Source organism: Aeromonas sp. R10-1 (assembly GCF_040908465.1).
GTDB classification, from domain to species: domain Bacteria; phylum Pseudomonadota; class Gammaproteobacteria; order Enterobacterales; family Aeromonadaceae; genus Aeromonas; species Aeromonas caviae.
Genome location: NZ_JBFODT010000032.1, coordinates 17,594 through 35,365, shown reverse-complemented (window position 1 = coordinate 35,365; position 17,772 = coordinate 17,594). Strand labels below are relative to the sequence as shown.

Here is a 17,772-nt window from a genome sequence, read left to right as displayed (position 1 = left end):
ATAAGAGAAAGTTCCCTGCGGGCATCCTCCGGTCAGCCCGCGTCTGGACAATAACAAGGAGTACATCATGCTTGGACGCATCACCCACCTCTTCCCGCTTTGGGCCCTGCTGTTTTCCCTGCTGGCCTACTGGCAGCCCGAGCCCTTCGTCGGCCTCAAGGGCCAGATAGTGCCGCTGCTGACCATCATCATGCTGGCCATGGGGCTGACCCTCAAACCCCAGAACTTCCTCGACGTGGTGCGCAACAAGAAGGCCATCGGCCTCGGGCTGGTATTGCAGTTCAGCGTGATGCCGCTGGCCGCCCTGCTGGTCAGCCTGTTGCTGGGTTTTGATGCCGAGCTGACCGTGGGCATGGTGCTGGTGGGCAGCGTCGCCGGTGGCACCTCTTCCAACGTGATGTGCTATCTGGCCAAGGGCGATGTCGCTCTCTCCATCACCATGACAGCTCTCTCCACCCTGCTCGGGGTGCTCGTCACCCCCCTGCTGGTGCAGTTGCTGGCTGGCAAGAGCGTCGACGTGCCGGTGCTGGACATGCTGCTGAGCCTGGTGAAGATAGTGCTGATCCCCGTGGTGTTCGGGGTGGTTGCCAATGTCTTCCTCCACTCCCTGACGGCACGTATCGAGCCCGTGCTGCCGCTCGTCTCCATGGCCGCCATCGTCATGATCATCGCCATCGTGGTCGCCCTCAACGCAGGGCAGTTCGCCAGCATCGGCCCCATCGTGGCGCTGGCGGTGATCCTGCACAACGGCATCGGCATTGCGGCGGGCTACTGGGTCAGTCGCTGGCTGGGCTTTGAGGAGCGGATCTGCCGCACCGTGGCTTTCGAAGTGGGGTTGCAGAATTCTGGCCTCGCCACGGCGCTGGCCATGAAGTTCTTCACCCCTGCCTCGGCCATGGCTGGTACCCTCTTCTCGGTCTGGCACAACCTGTCCGGCTCGCTGCTGGCCGGGGTCTGGGCCAAGCGGCCGCTTTCCCGGCCTGCTGGGACCCTGGAGCAGAGCGCTGGCTGATCAGGGGGCGACAGATGAAACAACTAGGGGCCATGGGCCCCTAGTTGTTGTTTGAGCTAGTCGAGCGCCAGTACCATGCAGATCTCGCAGGCGTCGTGGCCCGTGCAGCCAAGGGGCCCCGGCAGGTGTTCGAAGCCCAGGGATTCATAGAGGGCGGTGGCTTCCCGCAGCACGGCGGTGGTCTCCAGATAGCAGCGCTGGTAACCCAGGGCGCGAGCCTCGGCCAGCGCCTGCAACACCAGCCGCCGTCCCAGCCCCAGCCCTCGCAGGGCGGGCAGGAAGTACATCTTCTGCAGCTCGCACACATCCGCTGCCCCCGCCAGCGGCGCTATGCCGCCCCCGCCGAGAATGGCGCCGTCCGGTCCCTCAATCACCCAGTAGCGGCTGCGCTCCCCCTGATAGGTCTCGTGGAGAAAATCGAGGTTGGGATCCGCCACCCCGTACCCCTTGTCGGCAGTGAGGCCGTATTCGGCGGAGACGGCGCGCACCACGGCGGCGATCCGGGGATTGTCGGCCGGGGTGATGGGGCGGATGACGAAGCCCTGCTGGCGGCGGGCGCGGGAGAGGGCGCTGCGATAGAGCCGCATGCCCTCCCAGATCTGCTCGCACTCGGCGGGGGAGAGCTGGGCCAGGGCCCCCGCCATGGTCTCGTCCATCTGCCGGTGCAGCTCCTCAAGCTGTGCCTTGCCCGGCTCGGTGAGGCTCGCCTCCTTGCTGCGCCCGTCCGAGGGGTGGGGTTGCCAGGCGATCAGCTCCCGCTCGGCGAGGCGGGCCAGGGGGCGGCTGGCGTTGGACTTGTCGATGCGAAGGCGCTCGGCAAGCTGCTGGTTGGTGGCGGGACCGTTCTCCAGCTCGATGAGCAGGTGGGCCTCCAGGGGGCTCAGTGCCAGCGAGCCGCACTGCTGGGAGAGCATGCCGAGTTCGCGTACCAGTTCCCTCGACAGGGCGCGCAGGGGGCGGGGGTCCATGGGGTTGTCTCCTAGTGATGGTATTTGGTTGTTGTACGCAACCAATAGCATCATTTGGTTGTTGATGACAACCATTTGCGTGAAAAAGGGCGAAAGACAGGCAGAAAAAAGGGCCCGGGAGGGGGCCCAAACATTGGAAACCCGCGCGGGGGCGCGGATCCCATCCTTGGTCAGGCAAGGCGCCGGCGAGGGTTAGACCAGTTCCGCCAGCATGGTGTCGGCATAGGGGGTCAGCGCCTCTCCCTGCTTCACCTTGGCGAGGTAGTCCGGGTTGGCGATGAGGGGGCGACCGATGGCGACGAGGTCGAAGCGGTCCGCCTCGATGGCCTCGAGCGCGGTCTCTGCGCTGTAGTTGCCCACCCCTACCAGGTGGCCGTCGTAGCGGGCACGCAGGTAGTCGGAGGCGCGGCCGTCCAGGTAGTCGAAGGTGAGGCTGTCATCGAAGATGCCCAGGTGCAGATAGGCCAGAGTGCGCTGGTTCAGCTCGGCCAGCAGGTGGTCGAACACGGCGCGATCCCGGGCATCCCCCTCCAGGTGCACATAGGCGCCGGGGGAGAGACGAAGGCCGGTGCGATCCCCGCCAATGCGGGCGGCGATGGCATCCACTACCTCGAGGGCGAAGCGGCTCATGTTCTCGGGGCTGCCGCCGTAGTTGTCGGTGCGCAGGTTGCTGGCGTGGTGCAGGAACTGATCGATGAGGTAGCCGTTGGCACCGTGGATCTCCACCCCGTCAAAGCCCGCCTCGATGGCGTTGGCGGCAGCCTGGGCGTAATCCTCGACCAGCTGGGCGATTTCGCGCTCGGTCAGGGCGCGCGGCACCTGATAGACCAGCTCGCGCATGCGCGGCACCGTGCCCTCATGGGCGACGGCGGAGGGGGCCAGCACTTCGGCGTGGTGGAAGAAGGGGTGGGAGAGACGGCCCACGTGCCACAGCTGGGCGAAGATCTTGCCGCCGTTGGCATGCACGGCGCTGGTCACTTTCTTCCAGCCGGCGATCTGTTCGGCGCTGTAGAGCCCCGGGGTATTGGGGTAGCCCTGCCCGTCCGGACGGATGATGGTGGCTTCGGAGATGATGAGGCCGATGTCGGCGCGGCGGCCGTAGTAGGCGGCCATCTGTTCGGTGGGCACCAGACCCGGGCCCGCCATGCAGCGGGTGAGGGGGGCCATCATGAAACGGTTCGCGAGGGTGAGGGTGTCGTTGAGGCGATAGGGCTGAAACAGGGTATTCATGATCGTCTGTCCTGAGGGAGTGATTCTTGAACGGGCATTCAAGACGTTTTTTGGTTTGTGTGCAAGTATTTTTTGAGCAAGCATTCAACATGGATTGACGGGGGGGGCTGGGGTAAACTTGCCGCCCTGTTTTTTCCGTCCTGCGGGACCTTGCCACCGGAGACCCCATGCGCAGCGCCGAATACGATCGGGATGCCGTCTTGCGAAACGCCATGGAAGCCTTTCGCGCCAAAGGCTATGCCAAGACCACCATGCAGGAGCTGGTGGCCGCAACCGGCCTGCACCCGGGCAGCCTCTATGCCGCCTTTGGCAACAAACGCGGCCTGCTGCTGGCGGCGGTCGATCACTATGTGGCAGAGAAGGGAGCCCTGCGCCGTCGCTGCCTGGCACAGCCCAGCCCGCTGGCGGGGCTGCACGCCCTCCTCGAGCAGGTGGTGGACGATGCCCTGCAGGGCTCCTGCCTGCTGACCCGCACCCTGATGGAGCTGGCGGAGCAGGACGAGGAGCTGCACCTTCGCTTCAAGGCCATCTACGGCGAGCTGGAACAGGATCTGGCCGGGCAGCTGGCCCTGGCAAAGGCGAAGGGAGAGCTGGCAAAAGAGGGGGACATCCCCACCCTGACCGCCTTCTTGCAGGTCCATATCCAGGGACTGGTCACCTTCGCCCAGTGCCACCCCGACCGCCCTCTGCTGGCCGGTGTCGTCGCCCGGATGATGAGCGCCCTGCGGGCGTGATGGCGAGGATGGAAACAACAAAGGCTCCCGCGGGAGCCTTTGTTGTTGCTGGGATGCCACACGCCGCCGGGTTGTTTGCTCCCTTCTCCCCTTGCGGGAGCCATGGCTGTTTCTGGGGGAGGCCACACGCCGCTGGGTTGTTTGTTCCCTTCTCCCCTTGCGGGAGCCATGGTTGTTGCTGGGGATGCCACACGCCGCTGGGTTGTTTGCTCCCTTCTCCCCTTGCGGGAGCCATGGTTGTTGCTGGGGATGCCACACGCCGCCGGGTTGTTTGCTCCCTTCTCCCGCTCATCTACAAAAGAATGGGAGAAGGGCTGGGGATGAAGGGGAGGGCTCTGCTCAGCGCAATGAGAGCCAAATATGGGCCAGTACGGCCTCCATCCGACTCAACACATCGTTATTCCACACCCTGATCACCCGAAAGCCTTGCTGATTGAGGTAGGCCGTTCTTGCTCCATCATATTGCCGCCCTGCCGGTTCGTTGTGCTGCGATCCATCGACCTCGATGATCAGCCTCTGCTCAAGCGAGATGAAATCGACAATGTAGGGCCCGATGGGCATCTGGCGACGGAATTTCACCCCGGCCAGACGGCGGTCGCGCAATTGCAGCCACAGTTTCTGTTCGGCAAGGGTGGCTTCTCGCCTCATGCGCCTGGCAAATGCATGGGTTCTCATGGTGCCTATCCAGAGCTGTTTGACCCTATTAGATATAGCCATTCCCCGGTCTGGTGACTGAGTGGGTGGCGTCCCCTCACCCTGACCCTCTCCCAGAGGGAGAGGGGACAGATCGAGTGACAGTTGTCATCTTGTTGGTCATCTCGGGGCCATCGTGGTGTGGTGTGACATTGAACTGATGAATCGATAGGTCGATGTGCTGGTGGGATGTATTCCGCCCTAGCAGACAGGTTGTTTGCGATGCTGCCAGTGGCGCAGATCCGCTCCCTTCTCCCCTTGCGGGAGAAGGGTTGGGGATGAGGGGGGGAGTCACACGCCGTCGGGTTATTCAGGAGTCACCAGCTCTTTCATCAGATGCTTGAGCCACACCTGGGCCGGCTGCTGCGCATGCTGCTTTGGTATGCCAGACGCTGCGGGTTTACGCGGGGCTGACCAGATCCTTCATCAATGCCTTCAACCAGATCAACGCCGGTTGCTGGGCGTGGACCGGGTGCCAGACGCAGTTGAGGTGATAGTCCGGCACGTCGTCGGGCAGGGGCAGGCTTTTCAGCGGCCAGTGGCTGGCGAGCAGCTCGGCCACCATGCTGGGCAGCACCAGCAGGTGATCGCTCTGGCTCACGATGGCGGCGGCGGACATATAGCTCTGGCTGTTGACCGAGATGGTGCGGCTGTGGCCCAGGCTCTGCAAATAGCGGTCGAGGCTCGCCTCCGAGGTGCCGAGCGGCGAGTGGAACACATGGGGCATCTCGATTAACTGGTCGAGGGTGATGCGCTCCTCCTCCAGCTCCAGGGTGGCGCGTACCAGCCCGGCCAGGGGTTCGGTGAGCCAGGTCTCCTTGCCCAGATACCCCGGTACCTGCATGTACTCGTCAAACCCAAGCACGAGATCTATCTCGCCGCTCGCCAGCTCGGCTTCGGGCAGGGTATCGCGCAGGATGCGGATTTCGATGGTGACGCCGGGGGCCAGCTTCCTGAGGCGCTGGATAAGGGGCGGGATCAGCACGCACTCCACGTAATCCGTGGTGCAGAGCACGAAGCGGCGCTTCGACTGACGCGGCGCGAACTCGTCCTCCTCCCAGAGTTGCTGCTCCAGCAGCCGCAGCGCCTGCTGCACCCCCAGATGCAGGCGCTGGGCCCGGGGAGTCGGCAACATCCCCTGGGGCGTGCGCACCAGCAGCGGGTCGCCGAGAAAGGCCCGTAACCGGCCGAGGGAGTGGCTCATGGCGGGCTGGCTGATAAAGAGCGATTCGGCGGCGCGGGTCACGCTCCCTTGCGTCATCAGGGCGTCAAAGGCGAGCAGCAGATTGAGGTCGAGCTGGTGCAGTTTCATGGGGGGATTATTCGCCGTGTTTATGGGACAATTAATCCTATTCATTTGATGGATGGGCGCGCAACTTCTTACACTGCGACCCACTCTTATTTTTTCAGGGTTCCCAGGCAAATCGGGGGCCTCAATCCATGCAAGGAGCCTTGCGATGAGCATCAAGACCATGAATTCCACGCCGGCCGCCGACGGCTTCACCATGCCCGCCGAGTGGGCTCACCAGCAAGCCGTCTGGATGATCTGGCCGTTCCGCCCGGACAACTGGCGGGAAGCCGGTCGCTTCGCCCAGGCCACCTTCGCCAAGGTGGCGGATGCCATCGGTGGCGCGACGCCGGTCTTTATGGGGGTGCCGGCCCAGTTTATGGAGCAGGCCCGTGGCATCATGCCCGCCCACGTTACCCTGGTGGAGATGGCCAGCGATGACTGCTGGGCCCGCGACACTGGCCCCACCATCGTCACCAACGCCGCTGGCGAGTGCCGTGGGGTGGACTGGGGCTTCAACGCCTGGGGCGGCCACAAGGGGGGTCTCTACTACCCGTGGAACCAGGATGAAGAGGTCGCTGCCCGGATGCTGGAACAGCACGACATGGATCGTTACGACGCGCCGCTCATTCTGGAAGGGGGCTCCATCCATGTGGATGGCGAAGGCACCTGCCTGACCACCGCCGAGTGCCTGCTCAACGAAAACCGCAACCCGCACCTGACCAAAGAGCAGATCGAAGCTCACCTGCGCGACTATCTGGGCGTCACCAGCTTTATCTGGCTGGACGAAGGGGTCTACATGGATGAAACCGACGGCCACATCGACAACATGTGCTGCTTCGTGCGCCCGGGTGAAGTGGCCCTGCACTGGACCGATGACGAGAACGATCCCCAGTACGCCCGCTCCGTGGCTGCCCTCCAGGTGCTGGAAGCGGCGGTCGATGCCAAGGGGCGCAAGCTGAAAGTGTGGAAGCTGCCCCAGCCGGGCCCGCTCTTCTGCACTGAAGAGGAGTCTGCTGGCGTCGAGAGCGGCAGCGGTGTGCCGCGCGAGGCAGAAGGCCGTCTGGCCGGTTCCTACGTGAACTTCCTTATCACCAACGATCGCATCGTCTATCCGCTGCTGGATGCCGCCACCGACGGCGAAGCCCAGCGCATTCTGGAAGAGATCTTCCCGGAGCATAAGGTCGTCGGCGTACCGGCCCGCGAGATCCTGCTGGGCGGTGGCAATATCCACTGCATTACCCAGCAGATCCCTTCCGGCAAATAAGAACCGGATGACGATCCTGCTGCGAGGCCGTGATCAAGGCTCATGTGCTGCTCGGAAGCCTCACGTATGTTTATACGCTCCGGTTCCTGCGCTGCTCTTCACCTTGCTGACGGCCTCTCGCGACGGGTCGTAAACCGGTTCTAGTTAGTATTCAAAACCCCACGCCGTGGGGTTTTATCTCTTGATAATGTGATGGTCGCAGGCGCCGATGCGGCGATCATCATGACAAACAGTCACCCTTTTACAGGAGATCCCCATGATCGAAGTGACCGAGGTTTCCATTGCAGAGCTGCGCGGTGCGCTCGAAGCAGGCCGCACCACCGCGGTCGAACTGGTCGAGGCCTATCAGGCCCGGATCGCCGCCTATGACGGCCCCGAGACACAAACCCGCCTCAATGCCGTCGTGGTGCCCAACCCCGATGCCCTGAAAGAGGCCGAGGCTTCCGATGCCCGCCGCGCCCGTGGGGAAACCCTGGGGCCGCTCGACGGCATCCCCTACACCGCCAAGGACAGCTATCTGGTCAAGGGGCTGACCGCCGCCTCCGGCAGCCCGGCCTTCAAGGATCTGGTGGCCCAGCGCGATGCCTTTACCGTTGAGCGCCTGCGCGCCGCCGGTGCCATCTGCCTTGGCAAGACCAATATGCCCCCCATGGCCAATGGCGGCATGCAGCGCGGCGTCTATGGCCGCGCCGAGAGCCCCTACAACGCCGACTACTTGACCGCGCCCTTTGCCTCCGGCTCCTCCAACGGGGCCGGTACTGCCACCGCCGCCAGTTTCGCTGCCTTTGGTCTGGCGGAAGAGACCTGGTCGAGCGGCCGTGGCCCTGCCTCCAACAACGGTCTGTGCGCCTACACCCCGTCCCGTGGCGTGATTTCGGTGCGCGGCAACTGGCCGCTGACTCCGACCATGGATGTGGTGGTGCCCTATGCCCGCACCATGGCCGATCTGCTGGAAGTGCTGGATGTGGTCGTCGCCGACGATGCCGAGACTCGTGGCGATCTCTGGCGCATGCAGCCCTGGGTGCAACTGCCCAAGGCCTCCGAAGTGCGTCCGGCTTCCTATCTGGAACTGGCTGCCAAGGCCGATGCCCTCAAGGGCAAGCGCCTCGGCGTGCCGCGCATGTTTATCAACAAGGATGAACTGGCGGGCACCAGCGACAATCCCGGCATCGGCGGCCCGACCGGTCAGCGCATCCATACCCGCGAGGCCGTGATTGCCCTCTGGGAAGAGGCGCGCAAGGCGCTGGAAGCGGCAGGTGCCGAAGTCATCGAAGTGGACTTCCCGCTGGTCTCCAACTGCGAAGGGGACAGACCGGGCGCGCCGACCGTGTTCAATCGCGGCATCGTGAGCCCGGAGTTTCTCAATGACGAGCTGTGGGAGCTCTCCGGCTGGGCGTTCGACGACTTCCTGTGCGCCAATGGCGATCCCAAACTCAACAAGCTTGCCGATGTAGATGGGCCGAAGATCTTCCCCCACGATCCGGGCACCTTGCCGAACCGCGAGGGCGATCTGGCGGCGGGCATGGACGAGTACGTCAAGATGGCCAAGCGCGGCCTCAAGCGTTTCGACGAGATTGCCTCGGTGCCGGACGGCCTGCGCGGTCTGGAGCAGACCCGCAAGCTGGACTTGGAGGACTGGATGGATGGGCTCAAGCTCGATGCCGTGCTGTTCCCCACCGTCGCCGACGTCGCCCCGGCTGATGCGGATGTGAACCCGGCCTCCGCCGACATCGCCTGGAGCAACGGCATCTGGGTTGCCAACGGCAACCTCGCCATTCGCCATCTCGGTGTGCCGACCGTCACCGTCCCCATGGGCGTCATGGCCGATATCGGTATGCCGGTGGGGCTGACCTTCGCCGGTCGCGCCTATGACGACAATAACCTGCTGCGCTTTGCCTCGGCCTTCGAGTCCACTGGCAGCAAGCGCAGGGTGCCGCCGCGTACCCCGCCGTTGGGGTGATTGGTGTTGTGAGTTAAATTTCTTGGGATTTACCGGCAATAAGAAAAGCAAACCCATCCGTTATGCGGGTGGGTTTTATTTGCTTTAATATGACTGTTCGTAGGTGTTTTTTATGGGGTTTATTTTGTTCTATTAGGATGGGATGAGAGTTTTTCAATAGACACAGCAATAGTCTCTGCAACCTCTTTAATATCGAAAATGTTTATAAATGGAATTTTCAATATGGTTTTATTTATCATCTGATTTTTTATTTTTATCACTCTTTGTTGATGTATATCATCATGGCAATTTAGGTTTATCATGACTAAGCATCCATCTATTACATAAAAATAAGTTATCCCATCGTTTATGTCTTCAGTCTTTACTATATTCAGGTCTATAAAAATGCGTTTAATAACGTCATCATCCAGTTGTCTACTGAAGTCTTTTAACCTGAAAATAGCTACTCGAAAGAAGTGGTCTAGCTTTATAGATGGTGACAACCTGACTGACTCTTTAAGAAGGCATGCTGCAAACCTAGCATTCATTTTGTCATCAAAGTTAATATGGCGGTATCGTTCAATTGTTGAAATAGATGCTCGCCAAAGAATAGAAATGAGGAACAAATAAAATTTATTGTAGTTAAAGTTCTTTATTTTTACATGAAGATTTTCTCTTTCAATGTTTTGTGTCCTTCTGAATATTTGAGTGCCGTACGCTTCATATTTTTTAGAAATGTGTTGCTCACATTCAAAACAAAGTAAATGCTCTTTAGGGTCAAAGTTAGATAGTGATGGTGGAGTATCCTTATCTATTGCTATCTCCAATACTTGGCCGTTCCCCGATTTTATTTTTTTGAAATACGATCGAGGGAATATGTGAGACTCCTGTAGTTCGGCTTCTTGTTGACATAAATGGCATTTTGAAAAAATCACGTATACCTCTCATTCCTCACGATAAAAATACATTTCGTATATTGTGAATCGTTCGACATTGTGTTTGTGGTTAGCATAACCGCAAGCAGTGGGTTCGAATAGCGCAGCGTATTCGAACGATCGCGAATAGGAGGTCGGCCGAGAGACCGCCGATATCTGGAGTTTCCTGCCGGTCTTGCCATTACTCGGTACGTGGCGGTATGCGGACGATTACGCTGCGCTAATCGACCCTACATAATGGGGCTTATTGTTACCTCCCCCTCATCCCCGGCCCTTCTCCCGCAAGGGGAGAAGGGAGCAAAACGGTTCAGCTGACTCTGCTTTACGTACGAGGTTCGGGTGGGGATATGAGGGGGTTGGAATTGGCTCGGACCATCCCCTCTCCCTCGGGAGAGGGCTAGGGTGAGGGGCTGCTATCTGTGTTGTCGTTTCGTTTTGAGCCTTTACCTCTCTCCATTTCCCGCACCGTCAATCGCCATATTGGTCGTGGCTCGCTGCCGATCCCCCTGATTTTTTCTGACTTCCACCTGACTTTCCCCAGACTTCACCTTCTCTTCACACAACCTCATTTTCCCCTCACAAATCCCCCGTATCTTCTGCTCACTGCTTAAAAGGCCCGGCTTGCCACAGGGGTGGCGAGGGGGCGGTTGGTTCGAGGGAGCAAGATGATGAAAGGTTGGATAAAGTGCACATTGGCCGGAGCCGTGGTGCTGATGGCGAGTTTCTGGGGTGGCAGTGTGCGTGCGGCGCAGATGCCCCTTGGCCGGGATGCTGCCCTGCCGGTACAGATAACCGGGCAAGATGCGGCGGTTCTGACGGTGGCCTCTTTCCTGTCGCTCGGGGAATAGCCATCGGTTGCTGCCGGGCTCAGCACCTCAGGGCAGGGATTGGGGCCTGTCTATCCGGACCTGGGCGGTGAGGGCGCGGCATATGGCGTATCAACACAGGCCGGGTGGCCTATCGCGTCTGGTATTGGGCATCCAGCCAGGCGATGGCCTCTTGGGGGTCGTTGAATGCCCGGATATGGTCCGGGTGGGTGAGGGAGAGGCAGGAGAGGGCGATGTGATGGAGCACCTTGGCCGAATAGAGGGAGGCGATGGCCACCAGATTCTTCTGGGTCAGCCACTGATAGGTCTCCTGCAGATGGGGCAGGGCGGATAGCACTACCCCCTGATGCTGACGATGGTCCACCAGGGCGCAGAAACGCTTACCGTCCAGGCTGTTCACCACGGACTTTATCTGTGCAATCCACGCCAGCATACCCTCTTCATTGAAAGGGCCGATCAGCTCGCAGGTGACCAGGTGTTCCTGCACATTGAAGATGAACTCACCGTGCTTTTTATCAAAGGACATACAACATTCTTATCCATGACCAGGGGCCGCAAGATGATATTGATTCATTCAACCTGCATCAATATCCGAATGAGGGTTTTGGTCATGGCGTCGTATTGCTGCGTTGACGCCGATGAGGGAAGGGGTCTGCCTCTGGTACCGAAGCGAACCATGGGGAGCGTCACTTCGGGCACAAGACCCTGTTGAGGATAGTCAGCCCATGGCGAAAATGACCCGAAAAGGCCGGTGAAGCAGTGCCCGGCCTGTGTCTTCTCAGTTGCAGTGCCATTTCATCGGTGGTGTTTTACCGTTTTTGGCATGGGCAATTGACCTGCTCAGGCGGCCAACGGCAGGTAGACATGCTGGTAGGCCAGGGCGATGGCGCTGTAGAGCAGCAGGGCGGCCATCAGCAGGTTGAAGTACCTGAACCAGCGAGGATGTTGAAGATGACGTCCGATGAGGCTGCCAGCCATCGAGTAGCTGCCGGGGGCACCGGCGGCCAGCAGGCCGAGCAGCAGGGACCAGGGCAGCAGGCTCCAGCCGTGGATCTGGGCTGCCGGGAACTGGATGCTGGTGATGGGCAGGGTGGCGATCATCGCCTTGGGGTTGAGCAGCTGGATGACGAAGCCGCTGCGCACCCCCAGAGGGCGGGCAGGCGCCTCGTTGGCACCGAGCTCGCCGCTGTCGCTGGCGATCTTGATGGCGAGATAGGCGATATAGAGGCACCCCACCAGGCTGACATAGATCAGGGTATCTTCCCGCACCAGGCGGGTGCCCGCCCAGCCAAACAGCAGCAGGAGCACAAACATCGCGATGCCAACCCCGAGGAAGAAGCCAAGGGAGGCACGGGTGCGGCCGCCCAGGCCAGCGTTGAGGCCGATGAGGTTGACGGGGCCTGGGGTATACATGATGCCGATGGCATAGGCGAGGAGCTCAATCATGGGGCGTTCCTTGGGCTCAGCGGATCAGGCTGGCGCTGTATTGGGTGGGGGTCATGCCATAGATGCGCTTGAAGCGACGGTTGAGGTGACTGAGATCGGTGAAACCGAAGCGGTACACCAGATCCTGCGCCGACTCTCCGGCGGCCAGGGCGCGCCGGGCGGCATTGATGCGGCAGTTGATCACGTATTGATGGGGGGTGATGCCAAGCTGCTGGCGAAACAGCCGCAGGAAGTGGTACTTGGAGATGTTGGCCGCCGCGCTGATGTCGGCCAGGGAGATATCCTGCTGGAAGTGGGCGTGGATAAAGTCCCTGGCCTGCAACAGGAGGCGATCGATGCGACTCACCCGGCCATTGGGCTCAAAACGTCCCGCCTGCTGCATCACCCGGGTGGCGAGGCGATAGAGGGCAAACTCCTGCTCTATGCTGTCGGCCTGGCCGCGTACCGCCTGCGCCAGATCGAGGATGCAGGCGCTCAGCGCCTCATCGCGCACCAGGGGCTGCAACAACCGGTAGGTCCCCATTGCCCGCTCGCCCGCGGCATCGGCAAACAGCGGAGTGAGTTCGTGGGGCGGAATGTAGAGCATGGTGTAGTCGAGGCTGGCGTTGTCCCCGGCATGGCCGTCGTGAACATCCCCGGGATTGAACTGGATGACGCTGCCTGCCGGGCTGGAGTGGGCTCCACCGTGGCAGAAGAAGTTCTGCCGCCCGGCCAGGGTGACCCCGAAGGAGTACTCCTCGTGGGCGTGACGGTCGTAGCGAAATTCCGTCATGTTGACCCGCAGCGCAGTCAGGCTCGCCAGGTGCTGACTGTGTGCGAATATGAACTGGTTGTCCTGCGCCATCTTTCCCTCCTGGACCAGACTGCCCCCCTAATCTAGCCCCAAGGGTGTGCCTCTCGCTTGGACAATCTTGCTGTTTGCCGGCCCGCCTGCGCCCCGCACCGAGAAAAACGGCGCTGCCGATGGCTGGCTGCGCCGGCTGGCCCGTCAGCGAAAGCGGAACAGCTCCCGGTGCAGCGGGGTGGCCAGATGGGCATCCAGAGTGTGGGCCATAGGCTCGGGGCCGCAGAACCACACCGGGGTGTGCTGGCGCTCACCCAGGGCGGCGAGATCCAGCCGGCCACGCTCGGACTCCAGGTGCAGCCGGTAGTCGATCCCGACCCGGCGGCACAGATCGGCCAGCCGACCGTGATAGGGGGCGGCCTCGGCGGTGGGGGCGCATTGCAGCAAGGTGGTGCCCGGGCGTGTCTCGCCACGGCGCACCAGGGCCTCCAGCCAGGCGACGAAGGGGGTGATGCCGATACCGGCGCCCACCCAGAGCGCCGGGGCCGGATCTGGCAGGGCGAAGGCGCCATAGGGGCCGGTCACGGTGACCGTATCCCCCACCTTGAGGTGGCGGTGCAGCCAGCGGGTGTGATCCCCGAGGGCACGTACCGCTAGGGTGAGGGTGCGGCTATCCGCCGAGACATCGACCAGGGTGTAAGGGTGGGGCTCGCCGCGCCCGGCAAAATCGAAGAAGGCGAACTGCCCCGGGCGATAGCCGTGCAGGGGCGCGGTGAGGCCAACCCGGATCTCCAGGGTGCGCTCGTCCAGAGGGGTGAGGGCGCTGACCGTCCCCTGGCGGCGTGCGTCCCGTCCCACTCGGCCAAACAGGGAGTAGAGCGCCCCCAGAGCACCCAGCCCGCCACCGATAAGCAGGGTCAGGCCGACCGGGGTCAGGGCGCCGATGCGCGGCAGCAGACAGAGCCCGTGCAGCCAGCCCATCAGATAGATGACCGGGGCCAGCCGGTGAACCACCTTGAAGCGCTCGTAGCGCACCACCGCCAGCAGGCTTACCACCACCAGCGCCAGCAGCAGATAGAAACTCCATTCCCCCAGGGTATTGCCGAGGCTGTGCCAGAGGGCATCGTTGCCAGCACCAGCACCAGCACCAGCACCAGCACCAGCACCAGCACCAGCACCGCGGCGCGCCGGCCGGGTCAGCCAGTCGGCGGCGACAGCCCACTTGGGGGCTTCCACCAGCAGCCAGTGTGCCACCAGGGTGCCGGTGGCCCAGAGGGCGCTGCTGCGGTGCAGGTGCAACATGCGATCCAGCCCGCCGCACCAGGCTTCGAGCCTGGGCAGGCGAAGGGCCAGCAGCAAAGAGAGGGTCATGGCGCCAAGGCCAATCAGACCGGTCAGGATCAGCAGTTCGTGGCGCCAGGGCCAGAGACCGGCGGGCCACTGGGTGAGGCCAGCGAACCAGAGCAGAGTGAGGGTCAGGGGCAGGGCCCAGACGAGGGATGCGGGTTTCATGATGTCCTCCTTGTCCATGCCTCCATTGCACGCCTGCTTTGTGGCGAAAGTGTGCCCCCTGACTACCTCTTTTGTAGCAGAGTGTGGCAAAGGGTCGACGGGTCAGGGCAAGCGGACTGAGGAGGAGGGCGCGGAGAAAAACAAGGGGGGAGCGGCAGGAAAGCGGTTGGCGTCACCCCACAGGCCTGGGTCTGGAGAGGGGTGATGCTGGGGCCGCCACATGGCTGCCCCAGCAAACAGTCGTGTCAGGATTTTCGTCCCTTGCCGCCCTTGTTGCCCGCGAGGGCCTGCTTTCTGGCCTTCTGCTTCAGGGCTCCCTTGCTGGCGCGGCGCGGCTCGGGGTCGACGCGGGTGAGATCCGGTTCAAAGCCCGGGAACCACTGCTGGGGCAGACGGGTGTCGAGCACTGCCTCCACCTTCTCTAGAAGCGGCGCGTCTTCCGGGCTGAACAGGGTGATGGCGAGCCCCTTGTTGCCGGCGCGGCCGGTGCGCCCGATGCGGTGGACATAATCCTCGGGCTGATGGGGGAACTCCAGATTGATCACATGGTTGAGCTCGCTGATATCGAGGCCGCGAGCCGCCACGTCGGTGGCCACCAGGGCCTGCAAGGTGCCGGCGCGAAACGCCAGCAGCACGTTTTCCCGCGCGCTCTGTGACAGATCCCCGTGGAAGGCGAGCGCATTGATGCCCCCCTTGCCAAGCTGCTGGGCCAGCTTGTCGGCCCCCTGGCGAGTGCGGCTGAAGATCAGCGCCGGCGCCCAGCCCTTCACGGTCAGCATGTGTTGGACCAGCGCCACCTTGCGATCGCTGTCCACCGCATAGACCCGCTGCTCCACCTCGGCCGCCGTGGTGTTGCGCGGTGCCACTTCCACCAGCGCCGGGTCGCGCAGCAGTACCTTGCAGAGGGCAAACAGGTTGTCATCGCAGGTGGCCGAGAACAGCAGGGTCTGGCGATCCGCCGGGATTTGCTTCAACAGCGCCTGGATCTCGTCCATAAAGCCCATGTCGAGCATCCTGTCCGCCTCGTCAAACACCAGATGGAGCAGTTCGGCCAGCGTGAGCGCCCCCTGGCGCAGGTGATCGAGCAGGCGGCCCGGGGTGGCGATGAGGATATCCACCCCGGCGTTCAGCGCCTTCACCTGTGCGGCGATGCTCACCCCGCCGTAGACCAGCGTGCTGGTGAGAGTGGTGCCCCTGGCGTAGCGAGTGACGCTCTCGGCAACCTGCACCGCCAGCTCGCGGGTCGGCACCAGCACCAGGGCGCGGATGGGGCGAGGGCCATCGCTCGTCGGGTGTTGCAGCAACTGCTCCAGCAGCGGCAGCACGAAGGCGGCGGTCTTGCCGGTGCCGGTCTGGGCGCCTGCCATCAGATCCCGCCCCGCGAGGATCAGGGGGATGGCGCTGGCCTGCACCGGGGTGGGGGCGGCGTAGCCAAGCTCGGTCAGGGTTTGCTGCAAGCGGGGGGAGAGGGCCAGTTCGGCGAAAGAGGCAATGGACATAGGGCACCAGTATGGGGTTATCCCGCCCCGTGGCCGGGACGGAAACAATCAGCGTGGCCGGGATGGTAACAGATAGCAGGGGAGCGGCAGAAGCCGGGCCGCTCAGGGGGATGAATTGGCACCCGGATCGCGGACAAGGCGGATGGTCTGCCCCTGGTAATAGGCGATATTGCGCTTGCCGTGCTGCTTGACGTGATAGAGCAGGTCGTCGGCCAGTTGCACCGCCTCGGCCACCGTCAGGTAATCGCGAATGCGGGTTACTCCGGCGGAGAAGGTGATGGGGGCGGGCAGCTCGGGGATGCGCAATGGCCGCTCCAGCAGGCGGGCGGCGGAGTGATGCATCATGTTGTCATCGTCCATCCCCTTGAACAGCACGATGAACTCTTCCCCGCCCCAGCGAATGGCGACATCGCCCTTGCGGATATTGGTCTTGAGGTGATTGGCGAAGGCGACGAGCGCCAGGTCACCCACCCCGTGACCATGGGTGTCGTTGACGGACTTGAAGTTGTCGATGTCGAGGATCATCAGGTAGTCGTGCTCCCGCAGCAGCGCCTGATTGAGGATGTCACGGCGTGGCAGCCGGGTCAGCGCGTCGGTCTGTGCCTGAGTGCGTACGCGAGTGATGATGCTTCGCCCCGTCAGCATCAGCAGCAGCAGGGCGATGAGATAAATCTTGAAGGCCGGTCCGAAGAGGACGGCCCGGGCAAAATCGCCGTAGCTGTATGACCACTTGAGGTAGAGGTCGCTGTCCGCCTTGGTGCGCATCAGCGGCGTGCTCAGGCAGAGGTGGAACGGACGGCAGGGCTCGACCTCTTCGAAGGAGAGGACGGTCCGGGTCGGATTGAGGCTCTCGAAGGGGCGCAGCACCTCCTTGAACGCTCGGTCGACGGCGATGTCGATGCCCTTGAGTCCATAGCGGTAGTCCTTGATGGCTGGCTCGTAATAGACGAAGGGGAAGTAGAGGGTGATGGCCTGCAACCCGGTGAAGGTATCGACATAGAGACCGGAGACCCAGGCTTCATCCGTGCTGCAGGGGACATGGGTGGAGGCGAAGAAGGCGCAACCGAAATAGTGGGTCCAGGGCTCGATGTCATTGAGGTCGGTGTTGACCGGGAGCAGCTGGCTCGGCAGCATCCCCTTGTTGGCGACCATGCCAAGCATGCGGCGATCGTCATAGAAGGCGTAGAGGTTGAGGACCTCGGGGTTGGAGATGACGTACTGGTAGGCGAGGAGCATCTGGTTGGCCGGGGGCAACACGGGAATGACCGCCAGACGCTTCAGGGTGGGGAGATCATAGCCGTAGGCATAGGCCGTCGCATCCCCGTTGTCGCTGAAGATGGGCATCTTGATGCTGCTGCTGTCGATGAAGGCGGCCAGTTTCTCTGGCGCCAGGATGCGGGCCCGCTGATAGAACACCTCGAACAGGTTGGGTTGCTTGGCGGTGATGAGCGCCATGTCGTGCCTGATACGGAGGTAGGTGTAGTTGGATACCAGCCCCAGTCCCGCTATCGCTAGGCAAAGCAGTCCCAACCGATTCAGCCACGAGCGGGGAACGATATGCCTCAGTGATCCAGCCATGCAGTGAACGCTCCCGTGGTGACAGAGGCCATTCTTGTAACTGATTTCGCCGGGCATCAC

16 protein-coding genes are annotated in these 17,772 nt (G+C 62.2%); 5 read left to right on the top strand and 11 right to left on the bottom strand.

Going from position 1 to position 17,772, the window contains the following annotated elements; genetic code table 11:
• The first annotated feature begins 67 nt into the window (after positions 1 to 67).
• Entirely contained in the window at positions 68 to 1,012 is a 945-nt protein-coding gene (locus AB5Y93_RS15695) for a bile acid:sodium symporter family protein (RefSeq protein WP_041214550.1), read from the top strand.
• A 56-nt stretch (positions 1,013 to 1,068) separates the two neighbouring features.
• Here AB5Y93_RS15695 and AB5Y93_RS15690 read toward each other — a convergent pair whose 3' ends face one another.
• Both AB5Y93_RS15690 and AB5Y93_RS15685 read right to left on the bottom strand, forming a co-directional pair.
• Positions 1,069 to 1,980, bottom strand: a complete 912-nt coding sequence (locus AB5Y93_RS15690; RefSeq protein ID WP_042864394.1) for a MarR family transcriptional regulator — start codon at positions 1,978 to 1,980, stop codon at positions 1,069 to 1,071.
• A 192-nt stretch (positions 1,981 to 2,172) separates the two neighbouring features.
• Positions 2,173 to 3,210: an alkene reductase gene (locus tag AB5Y93_RS15685; RefSeq protein WP_041211048.1), complete on the bottom strand. Its 1,038-nt coding sequence runs from the start codon at positions 3,208 to 3,210 to the stop codon at positions 2,173 to 2,175.
• Between the two features lie 167 nt (positions 3,211 to 3,377).
• Between AB5Y93_RS15685 and AB5Y93_RS15680 the strand changes: the two genes are divergently transcribed.
• A complete protein-coding gene (locus AB5Y93_RS15680) occupies positions 3,378 to 3,944 on the top strand; it encodes a TetR/AcrR family transcriptional regulator (RefSeq protein ID WP_368229787.1) in 567 nt (188 codons plus the stop codon).
• Positions 3,945 to 4,283: 339 nt separating this feature from the next.
• Here AB5Y93_RS15680 and AB5Y93_RS15675 read toward each other — a convergent pair whose 3' ends face one another.
• Both AB5Y93_RS15675 and AB5Y93_RS15670 read right to left on the bottom strand, forming a co-directional pair.
• Positions 4,284 to 4,619: an endonuclease domain-containing protein gene (locus AB5Y93_RS15675; RefSeq protein WP_368229786.1), complete on the bottom strand. Its 336-nt coding sequence runs from the start codon at positions 4,617 to 4,619 to the stop codon at positions 4,284 to 4,286.
• Positions 4,620 to 5,037: 418 nt separating this feature from the next.
• A complete protein-coding gene (locus AB5Y93_RS15670) occupies positions 5,038 to 5,949 on the bottom strand; it encodes a LysR family transcriptional regulator (protein ID WP_128345618.1) in 912 nt (303 codons plus the stop codon).
• Between the two features lie 145 nt (positions 5,950 to 6,094).
• Between AB5Y93_RS15670 and aguA the strand changes: the two genes are divergently transcribed.
• Positions 6,095 to 7,192 (top strand): agmatine deiminase, encoded by a 1,098-nt coding sequence (gene aguA, locus AB5Y93_RS15665; RefSeq protein ID WP_368229785.1) that lies wholly within the window; start codon positions 6,095 to 6,097, stop codon positions 7,190 to 7,192.
• Positions 7,193 to 7,448: 256 nt separating this feature from the next.
• Positions 7,449 to 9,152 carry an amidase gene (locus tag AB5Y93_RS15660; protein ID WP_368229784.1) on the top strand — a complete coding sequence of 568 codons (1,704 nt, stop codon included), beginning with the start codon at positions 7,449 to 7,451 and terminating at the stop codon, positions 9,150 to 9,152.
• Positions 9,153 to 9,271: 119 nt separating this feature from the next.
• Here the strand turns inward: AB5Y93_RS15660 and AB5Y93_RS15655 are convergent, their stop codons facing one another.
• Positions 9,272 to 10,066 (bottom strand): hypothetical protein, encoded by a 795-nt coding sequence (locus AB5Y93_RS15655; protein ID WP_368229783.1) that lies wholly within the window; start codon positions 10,064 to 10,066, stop codon positions 9,272 to 9,274.
• 668 nt (positions 10,067 to 10,734) lie between these two features.
• Here AB5Y93_RS15655 and AB5Y93_RS15650 point away from each other — a divergent pair.
• Positions 10,735 to 10,914: a hypothetical protein gene (locus tag AB5Y93_RS15650; RefSeq protein WP_336574758.1), complete on the top strand. Its 180-nt coding sequence runs from the start codon at positions 10,735 to 10,737 to the stop codon at positions 10,912 to 10,914.
• Between the two features lie 109 nt (positions 10,915 to 11,023).
• On the opposite strand, the gene AB5Y93_RS15645 is transcribed toward AB5Y93_RS15650, so the two are convergent.
• The 6 genes from AB5Y93_RS15645 to AB5Y93_RS15620 form a co-directional block, all read right to left on the bottom strand.
• Entirely contained in the window at positions 11,024 to 11,419 is a 396-nt protein-coding gene (locus tag AB5Y93_RS15645; protein WP_042016530.1) for a hypothetical protein, read from the bottom strand.
• Between the two features lie 314 nt (positions 11,420 to 11,733).
• A complete protein-coding gene (locus AB5Y93_RS15640) occupies positions 11,734 to 12,339 on the bottom strand; it encodes a LysE family translocator (protein WP_368229782.1) in 606 nt (201 codons plus the stop codon).
• A gap of 16 nt (positions 12,340 to 12,355) precedes the next feature.
• Positions 12,356 to 13,183, bottom strand: a complete 828-nt coding sequence (locus AB5Y93_RS15635) for an AraC family transcriptional regulator (protein WP_069652483.1) — start codon at positions 13,181 to 13,183, stop codon at positions 12,356 to 12,358.
• A gap of 144 nt (positions 13,184 to 13,327) precedes the next feature.
• Positions 13,328 to 14,653 (bottom strand): ferric reductase-like transmembrane domain-containing protein, encoded by a 1,326-nt coding sequence (locus AB5Y93_RS15630; RefSeq protein ID WP_368229781.1) that lies wholly within the window; start codon positions 14,651 to 14,653, stop codon positions 13,328 to 13,330.
• 227 nt (positions 14,654 to 14,880) lie between these two features.
• Positions 14,881 to 16,134: a DEAD/DEAH box helicase gene (locus tag AB5Y93_RS15625; RefSeq protein WP_368229780.1), complete on the bottom strand. Its 1,254-nt coding sequence runs from the start codon at positions 16,132 to 16,134 to the stop codon at positions 14,881 to 14,883.
• A gap of 102 nt (positions 16,135 to 16,236) precedes the next feature.
• A complete protein-coding gene (locus AB5Y93_RS15620; protein WP_368229779.1) occupies positions 16,237 to 17,712 on the bottom strand; it encodes a GGDEF domain-containing protein in 1,476 nt (491 codons plus the stop codon).
• Positions 17,713 to 17,772: the final 60 nt, after the last annotated feature.